Raw genomic sequence first — 26,368 nt, 5'->3', positions numbered from 1 at the left:
GGAAAGGGAGGCGCGGTCCAAAACCGCGCCTCCCTCGGTTTTTCACCACGATCTGGCTTATCCCTTGTGGTGAACCTGCTGCAGCCCATAGACGGGCGTCGCAATGCCTTCCTGCCTGGCCTTCAACTGCAGCGACAGGAACTGCGAATAATGGCGCGACTGGTGCAGGTTACCGCCATGGAACCAGAGCGCCTCCTGCTGCGTCGGCTTCCACATGTTGCGCTGCTCACCTTCCCATGGGCCGGGATCCTTGGTGGTGTTCGAGCCGAGCCCCCAGCATTTGCCGACCTTGTCGGCAACCTCCTTTGAGATCAGCTCCGCCGCCCAGCCATTCATCGAGCCGTAGCCGGTGGCGTAGACGATGACGTCCGCCGGCAGTTCGGTGCCATCGCTGAGCAGGACGGAATGTTCTTTGATCTCGGCCACATCGACGCCGCTCTTGAGCTTGATGGCGCCATCGATGATCAGCTGCGAAGCGCCGATATCGATGTAGTAGCCGGAGCCACGCCTGAGATATTTCATGAACAGGCCGGAGCCGTCGTCGCCCCAGTCGAGCATGAACCCCGCCTTTTCCAGGCCCTTGTAGAACGCCGCGTCGCGCTCCTTCATCTTCTCATAAAGCGGAATCTGGAACTCGTGCAGGATCTTGTAGGGCAGGGAGGCGAAGATGAGGTCGGCCTTGGCGGTGGTCATACCGTTCTGCACCGCCTGCTCCGAGTAGAGCGCGCCAAGCCCGATATCCATCAGCGTGTCGGATCTGACGATGTGGGTGGTCGATCGCTGCACCATGGTGACGTCGACGCCGGCTTCCCACAGTGCTGCGCAAATGTCGTGCGCGGAATTGTTCGAGCCGATGACGACAACCTTCTTGCCGGCATATTGGTCGGGGCCGGGGTGCTTGGAGGAGTGGTGCTGATCGCCCTTGAAATTCTCCATGCCCTTGAACTTCGGCAGATTGGGACGGCCGGACATGCCGGTGGCCAACACCAGCTGCTTCGGCTTCAGCGTGATGTCCTTGCCGTCGCGGTGGACGACAACTGTCCATTCCTTCTTCTCCTCGTCGTAGGAAGCGCTCTTGGCCTCGGTTGAGGACCAGTAATTCAGCTCCATCACCTTGGTGTACATTTCCAGCCAGTCGCCGATCTTGTCCTTGGGCGAGAAAACCGGCCAGTTCCGGGGAAAATCGATGTAGGGCAAATGGTCATACCAGACCGGGTCGTGCAGGCAGAGCGACTTGTAGCGCTTGCGCCAACTGTCGCCGGCACGTTCATTCTTCTCGATGATGATCGTCGGCACGCCGAGCTGGCGGAGCCGCGCGCCAAGCGCGATGCCGCCCTGGCCGCCGCCGATGATGACCGTATAGGGCTGCGTCTTGAAGCCAAGCTCGGCCGCTTCCTTTTCGCGCTCTTCCTTCCAGGTCGGGCGGTTCTTGCCGGAGCCGTGCTTGGCGCCCATCGGCCGGGCGAAGCCGGCCGGCTCTTCATGCCCTTTCAGCTCGACCATCGTGGTCAGCAGCGTCCAGATCTTGCCGTCCTTCAACCTGATATGGCCGAAGCCGCGCGCCACATCCGTCTCGAAGCTGATCCAGCCGTCGATCACCCCGTTCGCCTCGGTCGCGTCCTCGCCCCTGGCGATGGCGAAATGTGATGGCTTCGTCTTCGACAGCTGGCTTTCCAGCATGTCACGCACCTGATCGCGGCCTTCCATGGTCTTAATATTCCAGGTGAAGGTGACGAGGTCGCGCCAATAACAATCTTCCTGGAAGCATTCGACCGCCTTGTCGACGTCGCCGGCGGCAAGGGCCGCGCCAAATCGTTCGAGAAGGTCGGAAAGCTTCCTGTTCGGGGCCTTGTCGAGCATCAGTTTCCTCCGCGTTTTTGTTGATCGGCCTCGTTGCGAGCTGCCTTTGCCGAGCTTGGGGTCCGGCCTCGGGCAGTATCGCGGCAAACCATGGGCCGCGTCACGTCGCCAAATAGTTCGCTTTGTTTTCAAGGGTTTGACCAGCGACCCGACGTCGAGCCGGGTCTAAATGACGGCGTGCGCGTGCTTCGTGCCATGCACCGGGCAAGCCGGCATGAAAGCGGAATCGACCCCATTGACGAACGGCTGCTTTCACCCTTATGGTTCGCCACCATGAAAAAGGCACTCATTCTCGTAGGAAGGCGCGTGGGCAAGGCGGTGTAACCGCCGGGCGAAAACCTCCCATGCGCAACACACAGGCTCCCTCGGGGGCCTTTTTTATTGCCTTAAACACGACTAAACGACCAGCAAATCGCCAGATGGCGGACAGTACGGGACCAAACCGATGAGCAACGGACAGAGCGAGCGGCGCGAAATGACTGGCGCCGAAATGGTGGTGCAGGCGCTGAAGGACAATGGCGTCAAGCATGTCTTCGGTTATCCGGGCGGCGCGGTTCTCCCGATCTATGACGAGATATTCCAGCAGGACGACGTCGAGCACATCCTGGTGAGGCACGAGCAGGGCGCCGGCCACGCGGCCGAGGGCTATGCGCGCTCGACCGGCAGGGCAGGCGTCATGCTGGTGACATCGGGTCCGGGCGCGACCAACGCGGTGACGCCTTTGCAGGACGCGCTGATGGATTCGATCCCGCTGGTGTGCCTGACCGGGCAGGTGCCGACCTCGCTGATCGGTTCGGACGCTTTCCAGGAGTGCGACACGGTCGGCATCACGCGCCCCTGCACCAAGCACAATTGGCTGGTGAAGGACGTCAACGAACTTGCCGCAACCATCCATGAGGCCTTCCATGTCGCCACCACCGGCCGTCCCGGTCCTGTCGTGGTCGACATCCCGAAGGACGTGCAGTTCGCCAAGGGTTTTTACGTTTCTCCGCAAACCGCGCCGCGCACCAGCTATCAGCCGAAGGTGCAGGGCGACCTGGAGAAGGTCAAGGCGGCGGTCGAACTGCTGGCCGGTGCCAGGAAGCCGATCATCTACAGCGGCGGCGGCGTCATCAACTCCGGTCCGGAAGCGAGCCATCTGCTGCGCGAACTGGTCGACCTCACCGGTTTCCCGATCACCTCGACGTTGATGGGGCTCGGCGCCTATCCGGCATCGGGCAAGAACTGGCTCGGCATGCTCGGCATGCACGGCACCTACGAAGCCAACATGGCCATGCATGATTGCGACGTGATGATCTGCATCGGTGCGCGCTTCGACGACCGCATCACCGGCCGGCTCAACGCGTTCTCGCCGAACTCGAAGAAGATCCATATCGACATCGATCCGTCCTCGATCAACAAAAACGTCCACACCGACGTGCCCATTATCGGCGATGTCGGCCGGGTTCTGGAGGATCTCGTGCGGCTGTGGCGGGCAACCGCCAAGGCCGACAAGAAGGCGCTCTATCCCTGGTGGGAGCAGATCGCCAAATGGCGTGCGCGCGATTCGCTCGCCTACAAGATGAACAACGACGTGATCATGCCGCAATATGCCATCCAGCGGCTCTATGCCCTGACCAAGGACATGGACACCTACATCACGACGGAGGTCGGCCAGCACCAGATGTGGGCGGCGCAGCACTACCATTTCGAGAAGCCGAACCGCTGGATGACGTCCGGGGGGCTCGGCACGATGGGTTACGGCCTGCCGGCGGCACTCGGCGTGCAGATCGCGCATCCGAACGCGCTGGTCGTCGATATCGCCGGCGACGCTTCGGTGCAGATGACGATGCAAGAGATGAGTGCCGCGGTGCAGTTCGACGCGCCGATCAAAATCTTCATTCTCAACAACCAGTATATGGGCATGGTGCGGCAGTGGCAGCAGCTGCTGCACGGCAACCGGCTGTCGCATTCCTACACCGAAGCCATGCCTGATTTCGTCAAGCTGGCCGAAGCCTATGGCGGCCACGGTATTCGCTGCGACAAGCCGGACGAGCTGGACGATGCCATCAAGGAGATGATCTCGGTCAGGAAGCCGGTGCTGTTCGACTGCCGCGTGGCGACGCTCGCCAACTGCTTCCCGATGATCCCGTCGGGCAAGGCGCACAATGAGATGCTCTTGCCGGACGAGGCGACGGACGAAGCGGTGGCCAACGCCATCGACGCCAAGGGCAGGGAACTGGTTTAGCAGCGGACAGAGGCAGGGCTGTCGCGAGAAGCCGTGCGTAAACAGAGATTAGATCCAAGAGTTTGAAGTCGAGATTCACATCATGAACGCACAGCTACAACCGACCGGCTCCGCCTATTTCATCGCCAAGGAAACGGAAAAGCCCGAGAACCACACGCTTTCAGTGCTGGTCGACAACGAGCCGGGCGTGCTTGCCCGGGTCATCGGCCTGTTTTCCGGGCGCGGCTACAACATCGAGAGCCTGACGGTCTCGGAAACCGAGCATGAGAAACATCTGTCGCGCATCACCATCGTGACGCGCGGCACGCCGCATGTGCTGGAGCAGATCAAGCACCAGCTCGAGCGCATCGTGCCGGTCCACCGCGTCGTCGACCTCACCGTGCGCTCGCAGGAGTTCGGCCAGGAGCGGCCGCTGGAGCGGGAACTGGCGCTGGTCAAGGTCGCCGGCACCGGCGAAGCCCGCGTCGAGGCGCTGCGGCTGGCTGACGCCTTCCGCGCCAGCGTCATCGACGCCAACACCGAGCATTTCATCTTCGAGATCACCGGCAAGGGCTCCAAGCTCGACCAGTTCATCGCCATCATGAAGCCACTCGGCCTGGTCGAAATCTGCCGCACCGGCGTGGCGGCGATGAACCGTGGCCCGCAGGGGATGTAGCACCGGTAAGTTTCTCCACAGCGCGACGACGGGATCGGCCACCGGCCGAGGGTGGCATTTGTGCGGTCGTTGGAAGAGACAATAATACTGGCTTATCTGGGAGGATATCATGTCGCTCGACGCATTCCTCGCCTTGCTTGTCTACGCCTTCGTGACCTCGATCACGCCCGGGCCTAACAATCTGATGCTGCTCGCCTCAGGTGTGAATTTCGGCCTGGTGAGGAGCGTGCCGCATATGTTCGGCATCAGCATCGGGTTTCTTGTCTTGCTGCTGGCGGTCGGCCTTGGTCTTGGCGCCGTGCTGACGGCGTTCCCGGCGCTGCACACCGCGCTCAAGATCGCCGGCGCCGCCTATCTGCTCTACCTTGCCTGGAAAATCGCCATGTCACGCTCGCTCAGCGGCAAAGGCGAGACGAAGGCGCGGCCGATGCGTTTCATCGAGGCGGCGGCGTTCCAGTGGGTCAATGCCAAGGCCTGGGTGATGGCGATCACCGCCATGGCCGTCTACTCCAATCCGGAGCATCCGTTCCTGTCGGTGGCGCTGATCTCGGTGGCCTTCACCATCGTCAACCTGCCGAGCGTTTCAGTGTGGGCGGGATTCGGCACGGCGCTGCGCGGTTTCCTGTCCGATCCAGTGCGGCTGAAATGGTTCAACATCGCCATGGGCGTGTTGCTGGCCGTGACGCTTTGGCCGATGCTGCGGTGAGTTGTCCAGGGTCGCGATCCGCCTTTTGCACGCGATCATGGTGGCCAGCCCATCCATTGTGCAGTGCACATTAAATCTTCGTAATGCCGTGTTTTGGCCCTTTTCCGCCAAAGCCCTGTCCTATCTATTCAGCGAAATCGCGGCAGGGCGTCGTGATTTGAGCTAGAATACGACCACCTGGCTATGGCGTGTCGGACGGAGAGGGTCTTTTGTCGATGCGTGGAAAAGTCATTCTTTCATTGCTTGCGGTCGCCTGCGCAGGCGCGGCCTGGCTCTATCTGTCTCCCGATGCGCTGAGCAGGGCCCGGCAGATCATCGGTGTAAATCAGGTCGCGTCGGACAAGCCGGCGTCGGATAGCCAGGATCCGCAGGCAGGGGGCAAGCAGGCGGCTGGCGGCACTGGCGCCCGTTCGGCCTCGATCATCTCGGCCACGGCAACGACGGCCGATTTCCCGGTCCGGCGCTACGCCATCGGCTTCGTCTCCTCTCCCGCCGTGGTCAGCATCAACGCGCGCGTGTCCAGCCAGATCGTGTCGATCGACGTCAAGGACGGGCAGATGGTGAAAACCGGCGATCTCCTGTTTTCGCTGGATGACCGTGCCTTGAAGGCGCAACTCGCCAAGGATCAGGCGACGCTCGCCAAGGATCAGGCGCTGCTTGCCAGTTCGAATTCCGATCTTCAGCGCGCCAAGGATCTTGTCGCCAAGCAGGCCGGTACGCAGCAGACCTACGACCAGGCCGTTGCCGCGCAGAAGGCGGCGGCAGCGACTGTCGATGCCGACAAGGCGACAATCGATGCAGACAATGTCCAGCTTGGCTTTGCCAGGATCACCGCGCCGATTTCCGGCAGGCTTGGCGCGGTCAACGTTGCCGTGGGCGATCTCGTGACCACGAGCAATGGCAGCAGCAGCACCTCGACCCCGCTCGTCACCATCACCCAGATGGATCCGCTGCAGGTGAACTTCAACCTGCCCGAAAGCAACCTTGCGCTGCTGCACAAGGCACTGGCAAAGCCACAGCAAGGGGCAGTGACCCTGACCCAGGACGGCGACCCGACACCCATTGGCAAGGGCACGCTCGATTTCGTCGATTCCAGCGTCGATACCGCTTCCGGCACCATCGCAACGCGAGCCAGCATACCCAACGCCGATCTGTCGCTGTGGCCGGGCCAATATGTGAATGTCGTGCTCGACGCCGGCATCATGCCGCAGATGACGTCCGTCCCCACGGTCGCGGTGCAGCCCAGCCAGAAGGGGCCGTTCGTCTATGTGGTCAAGCCTGACAACACAGTCGAAATGCGGCCGGTGCAAGTGGCGCTGACCGTGGGTCAGAGCGCCGCCATCAGCGATGGCCTGAAAAGCGGCGAGAAGGTTGTTATCGAAGGCCAGACGCGACTGAAGAACGGGGCTGCCGTGCACGAAGGCAACGCATCCGCCGGATCCGGCGACCAGGCAGCACCCAAGATCGCGCAAGCGGACAAGGCCGGCGAGGCGGCCCAATGATCTCCGAGTTCTGCATTCGCAGGCCTGTCGCCACCCTCCTGATGTCGTTCGCCCTCGTTCTGGGCGGGCTGTTCGCCTACAAGTTCCTCCCGGTGGCCGCGCTGCCCAGTGCCGAATTCCCTGTCGTCAACGTCTCGGCTCAGCTACCCGGAGCCTCGCCGGAAACGATGGCAACGTCGGTGGCGACGCCGCTGATCAAGCAATTCGCCACCATTGCCGGAATCGATTCGATCTCGACCACCAACTCGCTCGGCCAGACCTCGATCGCCATCCAGTTCGTGCTCAACCGCGACATCGATGCCGCGGCCGCGGACGTGCAGGCAGCGATCGCGCGCACGCAAAGATCGCTGCCGCCGCAGATGACCTCGCCGCCGAGCTATCGCAAGGTCAATCCGGCCGACGCGCCGATCCTTTTGATGTCGCTGGTCAGCGATACGGTTCCGCTGACCGATCTCGATGCTTTCGCCGAAAACGTCATCTCGCCGTCGCTGTCGACCATCGACGGCGTGGCGCAGGTCTCCATCTTCGGCCAGCAGAAATATGCAGTCCGCATCCAGATCGACCCGACCGCGCTTGCCGCGCGCGGCATTTCGATCGACCAGCTGCAGGCGGCGATCGCATCCGCCAACTCCAACACCCCGCTGGGTGTTCTGAAGAACAACAAACAGCAGTTGACGATCACGGCCAATACGCAGCTGACCGACGCCGCCGGATTCTCCAACCTCATCATCGCCACCAAGAACGGTCATCCGGTGCGGCTGGGCGAGGTGACACGCGTCGTCGATTCGGTGCAGACCACGACGACTGCAAGCTGGTATGACGGCACGCGCGCGATCATCATGGCGGTGCAGCGCCAGCCCGACGCCAACACTGTCGATGTCGTCGACAAGGTCAAGGCGATGCTGCCGTCCTTCCAGGACCAGATGCCGGCCGCCGCCCAGATCAAGCTGCTCAACGACCGTTCGACCTCGATCCGCCAGGCCGTGGATGACGTGCAGTTCACGCTGCTGTTGACCATCGCGCTGGTGGTCATGGTGATCTTCGTGTTCCTGCGCCGCGTTACGGCGACCATCATCCCGGCCGTGGCGGTGCCGATCTCGTTGATCGCCACGCTCGGCGCGATGTTCCTGTTCGGCTTTTCCATCGACAACATCTCGCTGATGGGCCTGACGCTTGCGGTCGGCCTCGTCGTCGACGACGCCATCGTGATGCTGGAAAACATCTTCCGCCATATGGAGGAGGATGGGTTGTCGGCGTTCGATGCTTCGCTGAAGGGCGCGCGCGAAATCGGCTTCACCATCATCTCGATTTCGATCTCGCTCGTGGCCGTGTTCATCCCGGTGCTTCTGATGGGCGGCGTCATCGGGCGCATCTTCAACGAGTTCGCCGTCGTGGTGACGGTCGCCATCCTGGCGTCAATGTTCGTGTCGCTGACGCTGACGCCGATGCTGTGCTCGCGGCTGCTGTCGGTGACCAAGGCCGACCGCGAGGCGCATGGCGATGGCCACAGGCGCGATTTCATCACCCGCGGCTACGACCGGATCCTGAGCTTCTGCCTGCGGCACACTTTCCTGGTGTTCCTGGTCTTCATAGGCACCGCGGCGGCGTCGGTGTGGCTGATCGAGGTCTCGCCGAAGGGCTTTTTCCCGCAGGAGGATATCGGCCAGATATCGGTGACGACCATTGCGCGCCAGGACATCTCGTTCGACGCCATGGCAAAGCTGCAGGGGCAGGTGGCCAGCGTGTTCTCGCATTCGCCCTATGTCGACCATGTTGCGTGGTCGGCGGGCAGCGGCAACAATGCGCTCAACCAGGGGCAGCTTTTCGTCCAGCTCAAGGGCAAGGACCAGCGGCCCAATATCGAGAAGGTGCTTGCCGATCTGCGCAAGCAATTGGCCGGCGTCGCAGGCATCGAGACCTACATGCAGCCTGTGCAGAATCTGAGGCTGGGTTCGCGCTCGTCTGCCAGCGCCTACCAGCTCGTGGTTCAGGGCCTCGACACCGGCCAGACAGACATCTGGGCGCAGAAACTGAATGACGCGATGGCGGCCGATCATGCGACCTTCACCGACGTCACCAGCGATTTGCAGAACAATGCGCTGCAGGCGACGCTGGTGGTGGATCGCGACAAGGCGGCCCAGCTCGGCATCGACACCGACACGCTGCGCTCGGCGCTTTATGGCGGGTTCGGCACCGACCAGGTTTCGACGATCTTCGGCTCCGCCGACAGCTACGAAGTCATCACCGAGCTCGATCCCAAGATCGAGTGGTCCCCGGAGCGGATGCTGGCCATCCAGATGCGGACGGCGAGCGGCTCGCTGGTTCCGCTTGGCGCCTTCGCCCGGGTCGATCGCACGGCCGGCGCCTTGACGGTCAACCAGCTCGGCCAGCTTCCGGCCGTGACGATCTCCTACAATCTGCCGCAAGGCGTGGCGCTCGGCGACAGCGTGAGCCGCATCAACGCGCTCAAGGAGCAGATCGGCATGCCGGAGACGATCTCGACCAGCTTCGCCGGCACGGCCAAGACCTTCCAGGACTCGCTCGCCAACCAGGGCCTGCTGATCGGCGGCGCGATCCTCACCATCTATATCGTGCTTGGCATTCTCTATGAGAGCTTCATCCATCCGCTCACGATCCTCACAGGCTTGCCATCGGCTGTGCTGGGAGCGGTTGTCGCCTTGCGCTTCGCCGGCATGGACCTGTCCGTTATCGCGGTGATCGGCATCCTGATGCTGATCGGCATCGTCAAGAAGAACGGCATCATGATGGTCGACGTCGCGCTCGAATTGCGACGAGAAGGAATGTCGGCCACCGAGTCCATCCACAAGGCCTGCCTGATGCGGTTCCGGCCGATCATGATGACGACGCTGGCCGCCTTGATGGGCACGTTCCCGATCGCGCTCGGCACGGGCGCCAGCGCGGAGCTGCGCCAGCCGCTGGGCGTCGCCGTTGTCGGCGGTCTGCTCGCCTCGCAGGCGCTGACGCTGTTCGTCACACCGGTAATCTATGTCTACATGGAAAATTTCTCGGGCTGGCTGGTCGGGCTGATGCCGAAGCGCAAGCCCGAATTGCATCTGGTCGAAGCGGGGGATCAGCCTTCGCTGTTCGACGATGATGACGAAATCCGAAGCGAGCCGCAAAAGACGGCCGCGGAGTAGTGTATCCGCGTCGCGCCCACTGGCCCAAGTCGTCATGCTTGCGGCCGGCGGATCGCAGCCGTAGTTTGTGGCCATGTCCCACGATCATGACCACGACAACGAACTCGATCCGTTTGCCGCTCGCGTGCGCGCGCTGGAAACCATTCTCACCCGCAAGGGATTGATCGATCCGGCCGCGATCGATGTCATCGTCGATACCTACGAGACTAAGATCGGTCCCCGCAACGGCGCGAGGGTGGTGGCCAAGGCCTGGAGCGATCCCGCTTTTGCCGACTGGCTGAAGCGCGATGCTACGGCGGCGATCGGATCGCTGGGCTATACCGGCCGGCAAGGCGAGCACATGCAGGCGGTGTTCAACACCGAAGAGACTCACAATCTCGTCGTCTGCACGCTGTGCTCCTGCTATCCGTGGTCGGTGCTCGGCCTGCCGCCGGTCTGGTACAAGGCGCCGCCCTATCGCTCGCGCGCGGTCATCGATCCGTGCGGCGTGCTTGAGGAATTCGGGCTGACGCTGCCGACCTCAACAAAGATACGCGTCTGGGATTCGACCGCGGAGTTACGCTATCTCGTCGTCCCGATGCGGCCTCAAGGAACCGAAGGCTGGAGTGAGGAGCGCTTGTCCGAATTGGTAAGCCGCGATGCGATGATCGGCACTGCGCTGGCCCAAAAACCGGAACAAACAGGGGGCCCGGCATGAACGGCCCGCAGGATCTCGGCGGACAGATGGGATTCGGACCGGTGGCGCCGGAACGGGACGAGCCGTATTTCCATGCCGACTGGGAGCGGCGGGCGCTCGGCGTGACGCTCACCGCCGGCGCAATGGGTGCCTGGAATATCGATGAGAGCCGGCATGCGCGGGAATCGCTGCATCCGGCCGACTATTATGCCTCCAGCTACTACCAGATCTGGATCGAGGCGCTGGAAACCCTGCTCAAGCGCCATGGTTTCGTCAGCGAGCGTGATCTCAAGGCAGGCGAGGCGATCGATCCGGCGGCGACGCCCAAAAGAGTGCTGAAGGCCGATGACGTTCCGGCCGTGCTGGCCAAGGGCGCTCCGTGCAACCGGCCGGTCGAAACGGCGCCGCGGTTCAGGGCCGGCGACCGCGTGCGGACCAGGAATTTCAATCCGATCGGCCACACCAGGTTGCCGCGCTACGCGCGCGGCAAGCATGGGAGGATCGAAGCGGTGCGCGACGGCTTTGTGTTCCCCGACACCAACGCGCATGGGCAGGGCGAGAACCCGCAATGGGTCTATACGGTGGTTTTCGACGGAGCCGAGATCTGGGGCGACGGGGCCGATCCGACGCTGACCGTGTCCATCGATGCCTGGGAGAGCTATCTTGAACCGGCCTGAGGCGAACGGGCCTGCCGGTCTGCCCGCCGGCCTCGATGCGCCCGTCTTCGCCGAGCCCTGGCAGGCCGAAGCCTTCGCGATGACGGTGGCGCTGCACGACAAGGGCCTGTTTTCGTGGAGCGAGTGGGCGCAGGCACTGTCGGCCGAAGTGAAGAAACCCGGCGCCGGGGCTGACGGCCATGACTATTACGAACATTGGTTGGCGGCGCTGGAAACGCTGCTGGCGTCGAAAGGATTGGCCGCCAAGCCCGATGTCGATGCGATGGCACGGGCCTGGGAGCGCGCCGCGCACGCCACGCCGCACGGCAAGCCGATCCTGCTGGAGAACGATCCGCACGCCGTCAGGTGATCGCGCGGACATGGCGCCCGTTCCCTTTACGTTCCCGTCCTCGCCTGATAGGCTGAAGCGTAGGGAGTTTGCCACCAGGCTGCGCCGATGGCGGTGGCGGCTATCTTGTCTTTCCCTCGCGAATCCGGTCACACGATCAGATGGAATTTTCACCCCAACAGGACGAGGCGCTGCAAGCAGTTGCCCGCTGGCTCAAGGACGGCAAGCCGCAGTTGTTCCGGCTGTTCGGCTATGCCGGCACCGGCAAGACGACGCTGGCGCGCTATTTCGCCGAACATGTCGACGGCCAGGTGCAGTTCGCCGCCTTCACCGGCAAGGCGGCGCAGGTGCTGCGCTCCAAGGGCGCGGTTAATGCCCGCACCATCCATTCGCTGATCTACAGGCCCAAGGGGGAGGAATCGGTCGAAGACGAGGTGACCGGCAAGACGTCGATGTCGCCGACTTTTTCGCTCAACCGGCAGAGCCCGATCTCGCGTGCGAAACTGGTCATCATCGACGAATGCTCGATGGTCGACGAGCAGCTTGGCCGTGACCTCTTGAGCTTTGGCACGCCGATCCTGGTGCTGGGCGATCCCGGCCAGTTGCCGCCGATCTCGGGCGGTGGCTTCTTCACCGACCACGAGCCGGATTTCCTGCTCACCGAAATCCACCGGCAGGCGCGCGACAATCCGATCCTGCGGCTGGCGCTCGACGTGCGCGAGGGGCGCGAATTCATGCGCGGCGACTACGGCACTGCGCAGGTGATCGGCAAGGAAGACGTCAACCAGGACCTAGTGCTGAGGGCGGACCAGGTGCTGGTCGGCACCAACCGCACGCGCCGCCGCTACAACCAGCGCCTGCGCGAGCTCAAGGGGTTCAATGCCGACTATCCGCAGGCCGGCGACAAGCTGGTGTGCCTGCGCAACGACCCCGCCAAGGGCCTGCTCAACGGCTCGCTGTGGAAGGTGATGACCTCGTCGCGCGAGACGGTGAAACCTGGCATCAACCTTCTGGTGTCGCCCGAAGAGGATGATCCGGACCGCGGTGTCGCCAAGATCAAGCTGCTCAAGGCGGCGTTCGAGGATCCCGACGCCGATATCCCGTGGCAGCAGAAGAAGCGGTTCGATGATTTCGACTATGGCTATGCCCTGACCGTGCACAAGGCGCAGGGGTCGCAGTGGAACGAGATCGTGCTGTTCGACGAAAGCTGGGCGTTCAAGGAAACGCGCCAGCGCTGGCTTTACACCGCGATCACCCGGGCGGCCGAACGGTTGACGATCGTCAGGTAGCGGAGCCCAGTTGCCTGGCGCCGAGCCATTGCCAGGCATCGGCCTCGTCTTTGAAATGCCTGAGTTCGACCGGCGGCGGGGTAGGGAGGAAGTCTCGCGCCTGCGCCGTCCAGTCCGGCTCGCCGATCGCGGCACAACGGCCGATATGCTCTGCGGCCTGGACCGCGCCCTGTCGCAGCGTCTCGTCCGATATGTCGCTCCAGTCGACGCCGTCATGATCGATCACGCGCACCAGCACATCGATTCGCGGGTGAAGCGCGTAAGCCGCTTCGAGCAGGCCGAACAGGTTTTCCGCGTCGGCCGCCGAGACATGGCCGACGATATCGATGGCGAAGAGATCCTCACGGTCCGTATCGATGCGCCGGATTGCCGGCACGGCTTCGAGGAAATTCAAGGGATCGTATCCTTTCACAAACGTCATGCGATCTTCTGGAACACCGGAAACCCCCTATCTGTTCCCGTCAAAGGCGGTATAGATGCGCCGAAATCGAGCAGGATCCGAAGCCATGCCCGCAAAGCTTTCCGTCAATCTCAACGCCATCGCCATGCTGCGCAACCGGCGCGACCTGCCGTGGCCTGATGTGATCAGGCTTGGCCGCATCGCGCTTGCGGCGGGAGCGCATGGGCTGACGGTGCATCCTCGCCCGGACGAGCGCCATACCCGCCTTTCAGACCTGCCTGAGATCAGGGCCTTGATCGACGATGAGTTCCCGCGGGCCGAATTCAACATCGAGGGCCATCCGACCGAGCATTTCCTGGCGCTCGTGGAAAAGCACCAGCCGGAACAGGTGACCCTGGTGCCCGACGATCCCTCCCAGGCAACGTCGGACCATGGCTGGAACTTCATCGCCGATGCAGCGTTCCTGACACCGATCGTGAGACGCCTGAAGAAGGGCGGTTTCCGGGTCTCGTTGTTCTCCGATGCGGATCCTGCCGGCATAAACGCCGCGCGCGATACCGGCGCCGACCGCATCGAGCTTTACACGGGACCTTATGGCAGTTGCCATGCCGATTCCGCCAAGGCGGCCAAGGAGCTGGAAAGACTGGGAAAAACGGCCGATGCGGCCTTTGTTGCGGGCCTTGAGGTCAATGCCGGGCACGATCTGACGGTGAGCAACCTGCCGGCCTTGGCGCGACGCGTTCCGGCATTGGCCGAAGTGTCGATCGGACATGGGTTGACAGCCGACGCGTTGGAGTATGGCATGGCCGGCACGGTGGGCCGCTTTCTCAGGGCTTGCGGGTGGTAATGGTGGCAGCCTCGCGTGCAAAGCATGGCAGCCATAACGCGACGGTACTTGATATTGCATCGCAGCAAGCGTAGAGCACCGCCCGCTTATCGGAGTGTCGTTCATGGCCCTTGCCAACACTGGTAGTGAGGCAGAAACCGTCGAACAATCGAGCCATCCTGAAATCGAGCAGCACAGCACCAAGGTGTTGATGCTCGGCGCGCTCGGCGTTGTTTACGGCGATATCGGCACCAGCCCGATCTACGCGTTCCGCGAGGCGCTGGTGGCGTCGTCGGGCGGCGAAGTGGCCGACCGTGGCGACATTCTTGGCGTTCTCTCGCTGATCATCTGGTCACTGACGATCATCGTCACCATCAAATACATCATGTTCGTGCTGCGCGCCAACAACCGCGGCGAAGGCGGCGTGCTGTCGTTGATGGCATTGGCGCGCGGCAGTTTCCCGAAGCGCTCGGCGATCATCCTTGGCATCGGTATCGTCGGCGCCTCGCTGTTCTTCGGCGACGCCGTCATAACCCCGGCAATTTCGGTGCTCTCGGCGGTCGAGGGCATGAATGTCGTCACGCCGACCTTCCAGCCCTATGTCGTGCCGCTGACACTGGTCATCCTGGCGGTTCTGTTTTCGGTGCAGCGCTTCGGCACCGGCGGCGTGGCGCTGATCTTCGGCCCGATCACCGCGGTCTGGTTCCTGGCCATCGGCCTGTCCGGCCTCAACCATATCATCGCCGACCCGGAAATCCTGTGGGCGATCAGCCCGCACTATATCGTCGCCTTCCTGATCAATTCGCCCGATGTCGCCTTCGTCACCATCGGCGCCATCTTCCTTGCGGTCACCGGCGCCGAAGCGCTCTATGCCGATCTGGGCCATTTCGGCCGCAAGCCGATCGTGCTCGCCTGGCTGGCGATCGTGTTCCCTTGCCTGCTGCTCAACTATGCCGGCCAGGGCGCCTTCGTGCTGGCCAAGAACGGCGTGGTCGGCCATCCCTTCTTCGAAATGAACGAAGGCTGGACGCTGATCCCGATGGTGGTGCTGGCGACCGCCGCGACGGTGATCGCCAGCCAGGCGGTGATTTCAGGCGCATTCTCGCTGACCAGGCAGGCGGTGCAGCTCAATATGCTGCCACGGCTGGAAATCCTGCACACGTCGGAAAAACAGTCCGGCCAGATCTACATGCCGCGCGTCAACCTGTTGTTGGCGCTGGTGGTGATGATGCTGGTGGTGGGCTTCGGCGAATCCAGCAGGCTGGCTTCGGCATACGGCATCTCGGTGACCGGCAACATGCTGGTGACCACGGTGCTGCTGTTTGTCGTCATGACCCGCATCTGGAAATGGCGGCTGTGGGTGGCTGTCGCGATGACAGCCTTGTTCGGTTTCATCGATGTCGGTTTCTTTGCTTCCAACATCGTCAAGGTGTTCGAAGGCGGCTGGGCCTCGCTGGCGGTGGCCTTCACCATCGTTCTGGCGATGTGGACCTGGGTGCGCGGCAGCCGTTATCTCTTCGACAAGACCCGCCGCAACGAGATCCCGCTCGATTTCCTGGCCGGCAATCTGTTGAAGAAGAAGCCGCAGCTGGTATCCGGCACCGCGGTGTTCCTGACCAGCGATCCGCTCAGCGCGCCGACCGCGCTGATGCACAGCCTGAAGCACTACAAGGTCCTGCACGAGCAGAATGTGATCCTCTCGGTGGTAACCGCGCCGCAGCCGGTGGTGCCTGACAGCGACCGGGTCAAGATGGAGACGGTCAACGAGCTGTTCATGCGGGTGACGCTGACCTTCGGCTATATGGAGCAGCCCAACATCCCGCGCGCGCTGGCGATCTGCCGCAAGCAAGGCTGGAAGTTCGACATCATGACGACGTCCTTCTTCCTGTCCCGGCGCTCGCTGAAAGCCTCGCCCAATTCCGGCATGCCGGTGTGGCAGGACCGGCTGTTCATCGGGCTGGCGCGCACGGCGGCCGACGCCACCGAATATTTCCAGATACCGACCGGCCGTGTGGTAGAGATCGGCACGCAGGTGGCGATCTGACTGTCTCGATCGCCTTGGGCTGACGCTTCGGGGGACGGGCATGAGCGGCGAATTGGTGCTTGTCACCGGCGGATCTGGCTTTCTCGGCGCCCACTGTATCCTTGAACTGCTGAAGGCGGGCTACCGCGTGCGCACCACCGTGCGCTCGGCCAGGCGGCAAGCCGATGTCCTGGCCATGCTCAAGGCAGGTGGCGTCGAGCCGGATGACAGGCTCTCCTTTGCAATCGCCGATCTCATGAGCGATGCCGGCTGGCCGCTAGCCGCTGCAGGCTGCGACTATGTCCTGCATGTCGCCTCGCCGTTCCCGCCCGGCGTGCCCAAGCATGATGACGAGCTGATCATTCCGGCCCGTGAAGGCGCGTTGCGGGTGCTGCGGGCGGCACGAGATGCCGGCGTCAGACGCGTCGTGCTGACGTCCTCCTTCGCGGCTGTCGGCTACGGCAAGATGCCGCCCGACGGCCCTCCGTTCACCGAGGAGAACTGGACCGATCCGATGGGAAGGGTCAGCGCCTATGTGAAGTCGAAGACGCTCGCCGAGCGCGCGGCCTGGGATTTTATCGCCGCCGAGGGTGGCGGGTTGGAGCTTGCTGCCGTCAACCCCGTCGGCATCTTCGGGCCTGTGCTTGGCTCCGACCATTCGACCTCCACCGAATTTGTCCAACGCATGATGAATGGAGCCATGCCGGGGCTGCCGCGCCTGTCCTTCGGCGCCGTCGATGCACGCGACGTGGCGGACCTGCATGTCCGCGCCATGACCGATCCAGCTGCCAATGGCGAGCGCTTCCTGGCGGTGGCCGGCGATTTCATGACCGTGCGGGAAATCGCGCAAACCTTGAGAAAGCGGCTCGGCAACGCGGCGAAGCGCGTTTCGACCAGAGAGCTTCCCGATTGGCTGGTGCGCATGGTGGGACTGTTCAATCCGGAAGTCGCGCAGCTCGTGCCTGAGCTGGGCAAGGTCAAGAATGCCACCAATGCCAAGGCGGTTCGCATGCTCGGCTGGAAGCCGCGTTCGCGCGAAGACGCGCTGGCTGCGACCGGAGAGAGCCTTATTCGGCACGGCCTGATCAAAGCATCGAAGTAGGGGCGGAAAGTCGAGAACAGACTTCCCGCCGCGTGGATTTCAACCTGCCAGGGCAGCCTTGTTCGCCTCGAGGAATTGTCTCAACGTCCTTGGCGTCCTGCCGGAAAGCATCTCGATCGCGTCCGTCACCATGGCGATGCGGCCGGCACGCGTGTTGACGTCGAAGGAAACGATGACACCGGCAAAATCCTCGGGAACGCCTGATGCCTTTACCCCTTCGGTCAGGACATCATCCGAAACCTGCACGACATCGAGCGGCTTGCCGGTGACTTCGCTGACGAGGGCGGCGATCTCTGCCGTCGTGTACGCTTGCGGGCCAGTCAGCGTGTAGGTTTTGTTGTCGGTCGTGCCAGAAGCGAGACCGGCGGCGATCGCCGCTGCCATGTCTTCGCGTGCGCCATGGGCGATGCGGCCTTCGCCGGCGGACGTGTACCAGTGCCCCGAGGCGATCGCGTGCGGCAGCGCCATGAACAGGTTCTCCTGGTACCAGCCGTTGCGGAAGATCGTGTAGGGGATGCCGCTCGCCTTGATTGCCTGCTCGGTGCTGTAGTGGTCACCGGCAAACAGGACCGGTGACACCGGTTCCGGGTTGGGCATCGAGGTGTAGAGCAGGTGCAAAACGCCGGCGTTTTTGGCCGCCGCGACTGCATTCTCGTGCTGCTTCAGGCGCTTGCCGCTTTTGAGATCGAGATCGCCGGTCGAAATGATCAGCGCCTTGTCGGCGCCCTTGAATGCGGTTTCCAGCGAAATGGCGTCGTTGAAGTCTGCGGCCCTGACAACGACGCCGCGCACCGCCAAATCTGCCAGGCTTTCGGGATTGCGCGTGGTGGCGATGATCTTTGCAGGCGGAGTTTTATGCGCGTCTAGGAGATAGCGGATGACGCCGCGGCCAAGCTGGCCGGAGGCGCCGGTGACGAGAAGGGTTTCGGTCATCGGAGATCCTGATTTGTGCCGAAGCGGCGGGTGCTCTAGTGGTCTCAGAAAGAGACCAGCACTAAAATAGGAATTGACCTGCCACCGTAAAGGAGGCAGTTTTTCGGGAGGTAGGCACATCCAGGGAACCAGCGATGGACGGCAAGGTCACCAATCTGAAATCGAAGCTGGAGACCTACAAAGCGATGAGCGGGGGCGGTAATTTTGCCGACTGTCCGGTTCGCAATGTCATCCAGGGCGTCAGCGGCAAATGGAGATCGCTGCTGGTGATGGCGCTGGCTGAAAGGCCGTATCGCTTCGGTGAGTTGCGGCGGCTGGTGCCCGACATTTCGCAGCGCATGCTGACCCAGACACTGCATGATTTGCAGCGCGACGGCTATGTGCATCGTGAAGTGTTCCCGACCAAACCACCGAGCGTTGAATACAGCCTGACCGATCTCGGGCGCTCGATGTTCGGCGCCTTTCATCAACTGATCCTATGGGCCGAACTCAACCATGATGCGGTGCGCGAAGCGCGTGCGGATTTTGATGCCGCCCAGGCATAAGCCGCGGGGTGGCGCCGCGACGCCGCGCATTCGCCGCAGTTCCTCGCCTCAATGGTGGCCGGCACGGTGGTCCATCCGTTCAGGCGAACTGGGCTGGCGGAAGCGCGCTGGCCGGATCGTTCTTGCGAATGACCGTCGAAAGATACGATCCCTTCGCCCGCAGGAAGGCATGCAGGCGCAGTGGATAGTCCTGCGCCACGGCATGCTTGACGGACGGGCGTCCACTCAATGCCTGGCGCCAGGCCTGGACGAGCGGTTTGCCGTCCAGAATGCCGAAATCGCCGATCCGGTCGAAGGTATCGATGTAGCGGAAGACAGGGCCGTAGACTGCGTCGACGAGCGAAAAGCGCCCGCCTTCGAACCATGGTCCAGTCCGGCCGGCTTCGCCCGCCAATTCGGTCTTCACACGATCGAACATTTCCGACAGCGTCCGAGACTCGGCAAGGAATCCTGCCTCGGTCGACGCCGAATAGAACCGGCCGACGGCGTTGAGGATGGCTGAGCCATACTCGATCCAGGCACGATGCCGGGCACGGGCATAGGGGTCGGCCGGGTGGAGGGGATTGGCCTCAGTTTCTTCGAGGAATTCGAGGATGACGGCGGATTCGAAGATCACCGTCTCATCGTTCCCCCGCTGCACGCGCAGCAGCGGCACCTTGCCGAGCGGCGAGACCGCCTTGAACCAGTCAGGCTTGTTGGCGAGGTCGATGTCGACGCGCTCGAACGGCACGCCTTTCTCGGTCAGCGAGATCGCCGCACGCTGGACATAGGGGCAAAGGGGATGGCTGACGAGAATGAGGGTGTTGGCATGCTTCATCGGATTTGCCTCTCAATATCGATGCATTCGCATCTATCTAGATGCAAATGCATTGGTCGTCAAGCTTGATGCAATTGCATCTATCTCTTATGATGCCGTCATGATCGAGACAGCCATGCCATCGCCGGAGGCCATCAAGACCTGGGCACGCCTGATGCGGGTATCACGCCAGCTGGTGGAACGTGCCGAAGACGCGCTGAAGGAAGGCGGCCTGCCGCCGCTTGCCTGGTATGACGTGCTGCACGAACTCGCTGAGGCGGGCGAGGGCGGCTTGCGGCCGTTCCAGCTGATCGAACGAACCCTGTTCGCGCAGTATAATATTTCGCGGCTGCTGGCCCGACTTGAAGCCGATGGGTTTGTCGAGAAGCTGCCGGTGGCTGATGACGGCCGCGGCCAAACCGTCCGCATCACGGCCAAGGGACGAGAGACGCGCCGCCGTATGTGGGCCGTCTATGGCAGGTCGATCGCGGAGCTGGTTGGCGACAAGCTCTCGCCGCAAGAACTGAACACGGTATCGGCCTTGCTCGGGCGGTTGCGCGATCCGCCAGCCGGCGACTGAACATACGCGTTGCGCGGCTGCGGGGACACGGGAAAGACATTTCGTCATTTTGGCCTTGCGCCGATCTTCGGATTGCGCAATATGCCGAACCGTAACGTACGGTACTGAGCTCGGGCGATCTACGGCTCTACCATCAAACGGGAACAGAGCGTGTTGCAGGCAAATGCCGATATCGACAACGGCGAAGCGCTGACGGAGCGTCAGAAGGCGGTCCTGGATGCAGCGCTCCGCCTGCTGGTCGAAGAGGGCGACAATCTGACCATGACCGCAGTGGCGCGGCGGGCGAGCTGCTCCAAGGAAACGCTCTACAAATGGTTCGGCGACCGCGACGGACTGCTGACGGCGACGGTGCAATGGCAGGCCTCGAAGGTGCGGGTGACGGCGGTCGACGGCAGGGGGCTCGACCTTGCGTCGTTGGCCGCGAGCCTGGAGCGATTTGCTTCCGACTGGCTGAAGGTCATTTCCAGCGACACTTCGATCGCACTCAACCGGGTGGCGGTCGGCCATGCCGGTTCGGGCAAGGATGATCTTGGCGCGGTGGTGCTGGAGAACGGGCGCTTTGCCCTCGCCAAGCGCCTGAAGCCGGTGCTGGAGGCCGGCCGCCAGGCCGGGCTGCTCGATTTCTCGGACGCCGAGACGGCGTTCCGTACGTTTTTCGGGCTGGTCGCCCGCGACGTGCAGATCCGTCTCTTGCTTGGCGACCGGCTGGAATTGACTGAGGCGGCGATCGGCGGTGATGCCGTCCGCGCGACGCAGCAGTTTCTCGCTCTTTTCGGAGCAAAAACCGGGCCGCAAGGCCTCTGATCTTCAAACGGGAAGGAAGACAAAAATGCGCGTCTATTACGATCGTGATGCCGATCTCAACCTGATCAAGGGCAAGAAGGTCGCCATCATCGGCTATGGCAGCCAGGGCCGGGCGCATGCGCTCAACCTCAAGGATTCCGGCGCCAAGGAGATCGCCATCGGCCTCAAGGCCGGATCGGCGACCGCCAAGAAGGTCGAGGCCGACGGGCTCAAGGTGATGAGCGTGGCCGACGCCGCCAAATGGGCCGACCTGATGATGATGGCGACGCCCGACGAATTGCAGGCCGACATCTACAAAAACGAGATCGCGCCGAACATCCGCGACGGCGCGGCAATCGCCTTCGCGCATGGCCTCAACGTGCATTTCGGCCTGATCGAGCCGAAGTCGACGGTCGACGTCGTCATGATCGCGCCGAAGGGGCCCGGCCATACGGTGCGCGGCGAATACCAGAAGGGCGGCGGCGTGCCGTGCCTGGTCGCCGTCAACCAGGATGCTTCGGGCAACGCACTCGACCTCGCGCTCTCCTACGCCTGCGGCGTCGGCGGCGGCCGTTCGGGTATCATCGAGACCAATTTCCGCGAGGAATGCGAGACCGATCTGTTCGGCGAGCAGGTCGTGCTGTGCGGCGGCCTGGTGGAGTTGATCCGCGCCGGGTTCGAGACGCTGGTGGAAGCCGGCTATGCGCCCGAAATGGCCTATTTCGAGTGCCTGCACGAGGTCAAGCTGATCGTCGACCTGATCTATGAAGGCGGCATCGCCAACATGAATTACTCGATCTCGAACACCGCCGAATGGGGCGAATATGTCTCGGGGCCGCGCATCATCACCGCAGAGACAAAGGCCGAGATGAAGCGGGTGCTGAAGGATATCCAGACCGGCAAGTTCACCTCGGAGTGGATGCAGGAATACCGTGCCGGCCTGTCGCGTTTCAAGGGCATCCGCCGCAACAACGACAGCCATCAGATCGAGGAAGTCGGCGCCAAGCTGCGCGCGATGATGCCGTGGATCTCCAAGAACAAGCTGGTCGACAAGGCGAAGAACTGAGCGATCCACGCTCCAAAAGAAACGGCGCCGCGCGGCGCCGTTTTTTATTGCAGGATTGTGCGGCCTGGCTCAGCGATAGGGCGAGTAGCACTGCTGGCGTGGGCCGTTGTAGGGCTGGAAGGTGTTGTCGTAAGCGCGATACGAGCGGTATCTATTGTAGCACCACCGGACATGGGCGCTCGACAGCCGGCCGGCGCGATAGTAGCGGCGCGGCGGTGCATCGTAGTAATTGTAGTTGTTGTACATGCTGCCGAGGCCGAGCCCCAAGCCAAGCCCCAGGATCGCGGCGCTGGCGCTGTCATCATAGTAGCGGCCGCGATAATGGTGGCGGCGCCAACGCCAATCATCGCCGCCGTTCCAGCGACGACCGCTCCAGTGACGGCCGCCCCAATCGCCGCGGTTCCAATTGCCGTGGTTCCACCCGCCCGACCGGCGCCATCTCCAGTCGTTGTTGAAGCTCCGGTTGTTGCCGCCGGCCCAGCTGTCACGCACAGGCGTGACCGTCGGCGCCGCGGTGCTGGCTGGGATCGACAGCTCCGGCTGAAGGATTGGTCCGGCAGCGGATGGTGCCGTGATGCCGGAGAAGATACCGAGCGCTATCAGCCCGGATTTGACTGTGGAAGAAAAGAGCGCGTTCATTGCACTTCTCCAAGAGAACAGGCCCCACGCCGACCCTGGGATGGGCCCACTGTGGGTCTTTGCGTCTGAACGGCGGATGAACGGAATGGTTCCCTCAACCATGGCGCGAGGCGCGCCAGGATCAATCGATTCCAGCTGGTGGTTGCCCGGCCTTGTTTTCTGCCGCGCTTGCGGGCAAAGGTCATGATATGTCGCTGCGTCTTGCAACCTTCAATGTCGAGAACCTGATGAACAGGTTCGATTTCTCCGGATACCGCAACCAGCTCAACGAGGACCGGACGCTGGCTCTCTTCGATATCCAGAGCGAGGCCGAGTACAAGATGCTGGAGCAGGCCCGCGCCATCGCGCAGTCGGACGACATGCGGCAGCTGACGGCGCTGGCCATAGCGGCCACGCGCGCGGATATCATCTGCATGCAGGAGGTCGACAATATCGAAGCCCTCAAGGCGTTCGAATATGGCTATCTTTTCAAGATGGTGGGGCAGGGCTACCGCCAGAAGTACACCGCTGCCGGCAATGATTCGCGCGGCATCGACGTCGCCGTGATGATGCGCAGCGAGACCGCGCAGGGCCAGCCCATCGAATTCGTGCGCATGACCAGCCACGCCTATGTGACCTATGAACAGTTCGGGCTGCACACGCCGGAGCTGGCGGCGCTCGGCAACCAGCCCAATGAACGCATCTTCCGGCGCGACTGCCTGGAAGTGGACATTACCGTGGGCGGCTCGCCGCTGACGCTCTATCTCGTGCACTTCAAGTCGATGGGCTCGCCCCGCAACGGGCTCGACGGGCGTGAAGCGACGATGCCGATCCGCATCGCGGAGGCGCAGGCGGTGCGCCGGATCATCGAGGAGCGCTTCGGGGCAGATCATGCAGCCGACAAGCGCTGGGCGATCTGCGGCGACATGAACGATTACCGCCAGCGCGTGAAGATCGCCGGCGACGAATTCGACGGCTATCGTTTCGAGGTGGTCGACGAGAACCTGTCCTGCATCAACGTGCTGACGGCCGGCGGTTTTTGCGAAAACGTGGTCGAGAGGCGGCCGGAAATGAACCGCTGGACCTTCTACCACACGCGTGGGCCGCAAGAGCGGCATTTGTGCCAGCTCGATTATATCCTGCTGTCCAAGGGATTGGCGGCTAAGAACGCCACCGCCGTCCCGGACATCATCCGCAACGGCCAGCCCTGGCGCACGATCTTTCCTGCCGGCCAGGAAGTGGAGCGCTTTCCGCGCGCCGGCTGGGACCGGCCGAAGGCATCGGACCATTGTCCGGTGGCGATCACGCTGGACATGGCCTGAACCGTGAGCTTCGACCTGCCGCGCAATGTCATTTTGCCGGTCGACGCCGTCGATGTCAGGCTCGACCCCGGCCCGCATCCTTTCGCGCTGGACAATGCCGAGGCGATCGCCGCGAACTGGCAGCACGAGATCGCGGCCAACCCCGCGCTGTTCGACGGTCCCGTGGTGCTGCTCTCGCGACTTGCCTGGCGCGACAATCGCCTCGTCGGCCGGTGCCACGCGGTCAACTACTCCACCTTCATGCTCTGGCGGAAGCGGCGCGAGAATTCGGGCGCCGAGCACGCCTATGCCCATGCCATGCTCGTGGCCGGCGACAATGCGCTGGTGGCGATTCGCATGGCCGCCCACACCGTTACTGCCGGCCGCGTCTATTTCGCCGCCGGTTCCTTCGAACCGGCCGATTTTCGCGATGGCCTCGTCGATGTCGATTTCAATATGATCCGCGAGGTGCGGGAAGAAACCGGCCTCGACATTTCAGGCGCCGCACGCGGCCTGCATTACCATGCCCTGTCGACGGAAAGCGGCACGGTGATCTTCCGCCGATACCGGGTTCCCGAGCCCGCCGAGGAGATCGCGCGGCGCATCTCGGCCTTCGTCGCAACCGAGGCCGAACCGGAGATCGTCGGTCCGGTCATCATCCGCCACGCCGCCGACCTGCCGCACGGGCTGATGCCGCACATGAAGCCGCTGATCGAGTGGCATTTTGCGAACGCGGACTAAACCTTACCTTCCGTGCTGATCGCCAATGCCGGCATACGAAGGTCTGAGTGGCTGCCTGCAACCCCAAACATCGGGTGCGTGCGCGGACAATCGTCTCGATCAGGATGTGTTGCCACTGTTTGCAGGCCGCATTCTGCCTTTCGACCTCGACGCGTCGCGCGCCTATGCCGACCTCATGGTAAAGGCGAGAGCCTCAGGCAAGGCGATCGGCAATGCGGATGCCTACATCGCGGCCACGGCCGCAGCAAACGGTCTTACGGTCGCCACCCGCGACACCGGCCCATTCGCGGCCGCCGGATTGAATACGATCAATCCCTGGGAAACAGCGTCGTAGCCGCGCCTTTGCTTTCCAATCGCCTTATTCATGCCGCAGCGCGTCGATCGGGTCGAGCCTGGCGCCGCGCAGCGCCGGGAAGAAGCCGAAGACCATGCCGATCAGCGCGGAAAAGCCGACGGCGAGCAGGATGACTGCCGGGCTCGGCGCAAAGGGAATGGCCAGCGTCGCCGAGGCGAGACCGGCCAGCGAGAGCCCGATCAGGATGCCGATGATGCCGCCGAGCAGCGACAGCACCGTCGCCTCGACCAGGAACTGGATGAGGATGTGCTTTTCATGCGCGCCGATGGCGAGCCTGATGCCGATCTCGCGGGTGCGCTCGGTGACCGACACCAGCATGATGTTCATGATGCCGATGCCGCCGACCAGCAGGCTGACGCCGGCGACCGCGCCCAGCATCCCGGTCATGGTGGTGGTGGCGCTGGCCATGGCGTCGGCGATCTGGGTCATGTCGCGGATCGCGAAATCGCTTTCGCGGTCGGGCGTGAGGCGTCTGGCGTCGCGCAAAATATCCTCGACGCGCGGCTGCAGCTCGCTGGTGGGCGTGCGGTCGTCGGCGGCGACGTAGATGTTGTCGATGTTGCGGTTGCCTGCAATGCGCCGCTGATAGGCATGCAGCGGCATCAAGACGACATTGTCCTGGTCCTGGCCGAAGCCGGTATAGCCCTTCGGCTCGAGCAGGCCGATGATCTTGCAGGAGGTGCGGTTGACGCGGATGATTTCGCCCTCAGGGTCGCCAGCGCCGAAGAACTGCTGGCGCACCGTCTCGCCGATCAGGCATACGCCGGTGCCCGAGCGGGTCTCGGACTCACTGAACGAACGGCCTGAGACCAGTTTCCAGTCGCGAGCATCGAGATAGGCACTGTCGGTGCCGGTGACGCCGGAGGTCAGGCTCTCGGTACCGAAGATGACGCGGACCTGCTTCTGCGAGGCCGGCGAAATGGCGCGTGCGCCTGTCAGATGGGCAATGAGCGCGGCAAGATCCTTTTCGGTGAGCGGACGGACGACCTGGTCGAGCCCGCCCGGGCCGCCGGGACCGGCCGGGCGGCCGGAGCGCACAACCAGAAGATTGCTGCCGAGCTTGGCGATGTCGTCCTTGACCTTGGCGGTGGTGCCGGCGCCAATGGTGAGCATGGCGATGACCGCGGCGACGCCGATGACGATGCCGAGCAAGGTCAGGAACGAGCGCAGCATGTTGCGGCGGATCGAGCGTAAGGAGAGGCGGACGGTTTCCCAGAGCAT

At 63.0% G+C, this 26,368-nt stretch carries 25 protein-coding genes; 19 read left to right on the top strand and 6 right to left on the bottom strand.

Translation table 11 applies throughout. The features are described from left to right. Window positions 1-57: 57 nt before the first annotated feature. Window positions 58-1,860, bottom strand: coding sequence for an NAD(P)/FAD-dependent oxidoreductase (locus tag LB545_RS13785; RefSeq protein WP_140495364.1), 1,803 nt, complete (start codon window positions 1,858-1,860; stop codon window positions 58-60). Between the two features lie 445 nt (window positions 1,861-2,305). Between LB545_RS13785 and LB545_RS13780 the strand changes: the two genes are divergently transcribed. From LB545_RS13780 to LB545_RS13740, 9 genes are all read left to right on the top strand, one after another. Further along, window positions 2,306-4,087 carry an acetolactate synthase 3 large subunit gene (locus LB545_RS13780; RefSeq protein ID WP_140495366.1) on the top strand — a complete coding sequence of 594 codons (1,782 nt, stop codon included), beginning with the start codon at window positions 2,306-2,308 and terminating at the stop codon, window positions 4,085-4,087. Between the two features lie 82 nt (window positions 4,088-4,169). After that, window positions 4,170-4,742 (top strand): acetolactate synthase small subunit, encoded by a 573-nt coding sequence (ilvN, locus tag LB545_RS13775; protein WP_023676680.1) that lies wholly within the window; start codon window positions 4,170-4,172, stop codon window positions 4,740-4,742. Window positions 4,743-4,851: 109 nt separating this feature from the next. Beyond that, entirely contained in the window at window positions 4,852-5,448 is a 597-nt protein-coding gene (locus LB545_RS13770; RefSeq protein WP_140495368.1) for a LysE family translocator, read from the top strand. A gap of 215 nt (window positions 5,449-5,663) precedes the next feature. Next, window positions 5,664-6,950: an efflux RND transporter periplasmic adaptor subunit gene (locus tag LB545_RS13765; RefSeq protein ID WP_140495370.1), complete on the top strand. Its 1,287-nt coding sequence runs from the start codon at window positions 5,664-5,666 to the stop codon at window positions 6,948-6,950. Next, window positions 6,947-10,108 carry an efflux RND transporter permease subunit gene (locus tag LB545_RS13760; RefSeq protein ID WP_224705247.1) on the top strand — a complete coding sequence of 1,054 codons (3,162 nt, stop codon included), beginning with the start codon at window positions 6,947-6,949 and terminating at the stop codon, window positions 10,106-10,108. Before LB545_RS13765 ends, LB545_RS13760 begins: the two co-directional genes overlap by 4 nt. A gap of 73 nt (window positions 10,109-10,181) precedes the next feature. After that, entirely contained in the window at window positions 10,182-10,805 is a 624-nt protein-coding gene (gene nthA, locus LB545_RS13755; RefSeq protein ID WP_224705245.1) for a nitrile hydratase subunit alpha, read from the top strand. Then, entirely contained in the window at window positions 10,802-11,461 is a 660-nt protein-coding gene (gene nthB / locus LB545_RS13750; protein WP_224705242.1) for a nitrile hydratase subunit beta, read from the top strand. Before nthA ends, nthB begins: the two co-directional genes overlap by 4 nt. Next, a complete protein-coding gene (locus LB545_RS13745) occupies window positions 11,448-11,810 on the top strand; it encodes a nitrile hydratase accessory protein (RefSeq protein WP_181168352.1) in 363 nt (120 codons plus the stop codon). The genes nthB and LB545_RS13745 overlap by 14 nt, the downstream gene beginning before the upstream one ends. Before the next feature lie 140 nt (window positions 11,811-11,950). Next, window positions 11,951-13,078: an ATP-dependent RecD-like DNA helicase gene (locus tag LB545_RS13740; RefSeq protein WP_224705240.1), complete on the top strand. Its 1,128-nt coding sequence runs from the start codon at window positions 11,951-11,953 to the stop codon at window positions 13,076-13,078. Here LB545_RS13740 and LB545_RS13735 read toward each other — a convergent pair. Continuing rightward, window positions 13,071-13,472, bottom strand: a complete 402-nt coding sequence (locus tag LB545_RS13735; protein ID WP_140521265.1) for an STAS/SEC14 domain-containing protein — start codon at window positions 13,470-13,472, stop codon at window positions 13,071-13,073. The genes LB545_RS13740 and LB545_RS13735 overlap by 8 nt on opposite strands. A gap of 112 nt (window positions 13,473-13,584) precedes the next feature. Here LB545_RS13735 and LB545_RS13730 point away from each other — a divergent pair, with 112 nt between their 5' ends. The 3 genes from LB545_RS13730 (at window position 13,585) to LB545_RS13720 (ending at window position 17,429) form a co-directional block, all read left to right on the top strand. Next, complete coding sequence (locus tag LB545_RS13730) at window positions 13,585-14,325, top strand: pyridoxine 5'-phosphate synthase (RefSeq protein WP_140564199.1); 741 nt, start codon at window positions 13,585-13,587, stop codon at window positions 14,323-14,325. 103 nt (window positions 14,326-14,428) lie between these two features. Continuing rightward, window positions 14,429-16,348 (top strand): potassium transporter Kup, encoded by a 1,920-nt coding sequence (locus LB545_RS13725; RefSeq protein ID WP_140495382.1) that lies wholly within the window; start codon window positions 14,429-14,431, stop codon window positions 16,346-16,348. A gap of 40 nt (window positions 16,349-16,388) precedes the next feature. Continuing rightward, window positions 16,389-17,429, top strand: coding sequence for an SDR family oxidoreductase (locus tag LB545_RS13720; protein ID WP_224705238.1), 1,041 nt, complete (start codon window positions 16,389-16,391; stop codon window positions 17,427-17,429). A gap of 39 nt (window positions 17,430-17,468) precedes the next feature. On the opposite strand, the gene LB545_RS13715 is transcribed toward LB545_RS13720, so the two are convergent. Further along, on the bottom strand, window positions 17,469-18,362 hold the full coding sequence (locus LB545_RS13715; RefSeq protein WP_224705236.1) for an SDR family oxidoreductase: 894 nt from the start codon (window positions 18,360-18,362) through the stop codon (window positions 17,469-17,471). 134 nt (window positions 18,363-18,496) lie between these two features. On the opposite strand from LB545_RS13715, the gene LB545_RS13710 reads away from it, so the two are divergent. After that, on the top strand, window positions 18,497-18,907 hold the full coding sequence (locus LB545_RS13710; protein ID WP_140495388.1) for a winged helix-turn-helix transcriptional regulator: 411 nt from the start codon (window positions 18,497-18,499) through the stop codon (window positions 18,905-18,907). 79 nt (window positions 18,908-18,986) lie between these two features. On the opposite strand, the gene LB545_RS13705 is transcribed toward LB545_RS13710, so the two are convergent. After that, on the bottom strand, window positions 18,987-19,724 hold the full coding sequence (locus LB545_RS13705) for a glutathione S-transferase family protein (protein ID WP_224705235.1): 738 nt from the start codon (window positions 19,722-19,724) through the stop codon (window positions 18,987-18,989). Between the two features lie 100 nt (window positions 19,725-19,824). Between LB545_RS13705 and LB545_RS13700 the strand changes: the two genes are divergently transcribed. From LB545_RS13700 to ilvC, 3 genes are all read left to right on the top strand, one after another. Then, window positions 19,825-20,283: a MarR family winged helix-turn-helix transcriptional regulator gene (locus LB545_RS13700; protein ID WP_140516702.1), complete on the top strand. Its 459-nt coding sequence runs from the start codon at window positions 19,825-19,827 to the stop codon at window positions 20,281-20,283. A 153-nt stretch (window positions 20,284-20,436) separates the two neighbouring features. Beyond that, window positions 20,437-21,087: a TetR/AcrR family transcriptional regulator gene (locus LB545_RS13695; protein ID WP_263482980.1), complete on the top strand. Its 651-nt coding sequence runs from the start codon at window positions 20,437-20,439 to the stop codon at window positions 21,085-21,087. A 25-nt stretch (window positions 21,088-21,112) separates the two neighbouring features. Continuing rightward, window positions 21,113-22,132, top strand: coding sequence for a ketol-acid reductoisomerase (ilvC, locus tag LB545_RS13690; RefSeq protein ID WP_140495398.1), 1,020 nt, complete (start codon window positions 21,113-21,115; stop codon window positions 22,130-22,132). A 69-nt stretch (window positions 22,133-22,201) separates the two neighbouring features. Here the strand turns inward: ilvC and LB545_RS13685 are convergent, their stop codons facing one another. Beyond that, the gene (locus LB545_RS13685; RefSeq protein ID WP_140564196.1) at window positions 22,202-22,771 is read right to left on the bottom strand and encodes a BA14K family protein; all 570 of its coding nucleotides are present in this window, start codon (window positions 22,769-22,771) and stop codon (window positions 22,202-22,204) included. A 188-nt stretch (window positions 22,772-22,959) separates the two neighbouring features. Here LB545_RS13685 and LB545_RS13680 point away from each other — a divergent pair, with 188 nt between their 5' ends. Genes LB545_RS13680 through LB545_RS13670 form a run of 3 tightly spaced genes read left to right on the top strand, consistent with a single transcriptional unit; the run spans window position 22,960 to window position 25,126 of the window. Continuing rightward, window positions 22,960-24,072 carry an endonuclease/exonuclease/phosphatase family protein gene (locus tag LB545_RS13680; protein WP_140564195.1) on the top strand — a complete coding sequence of 371 codons (1,113 nt, stop codon included), beginning with the start codon at window positions 22,960-22,962 and terminating at the stop codon, window positions 24,070-24,072. Window positions 24,073-24,075: 3 nt separating this feature from the next. Next, entirely contained in the window at window positions 24,076-24,792 is a 717-nt protein-coding gene (locus tag LB545_RS13675) for a hypothetical protein (RefSeq protein ID WP_140495404.1), read from the top strand. A 25-nt stretch (window positions 24,793-24,817) separates the two neighbouring features. Then, window positions 24,818-25,126, top strand: a complete 309-nt coding sequence (locus tag LB545_RS13670) for a PIN domain-containing protein (protein WP_140495406.1) — start codon at window positions 24,818-24,820, stop codon at window positions 25,124-25,126. A gap of 24 nt (window positions 25,127-25,150) precedes the next feature. Here the strand turns inward: LB545_RS13670 and LB545_RS13665 are convergent, their stop codons facing one another. After that, window positions 25,151-26,368, bottom strand: coding sequence for an ABC transporter permease (locus LB545_RS13665; protein WP_140521160.1), 1,218 nt, complete (start codon window positions 26,366-26,368; stop codon window positions 25,151-25,153).

The sequence above is a fragment of the Mesorhizobium sp. BR1-1-6 genome (assembly GCF_020165355.1).
Taxonomy (GTDB): Bacteria; Pseudomonadota; Alphaproteobacteria; order Rhizobiales; family Rhizobiaceae; genus Mesorhizobium.
This window is presented reverse-complemented; position numbering and strand designations above follow the sequence as displayed.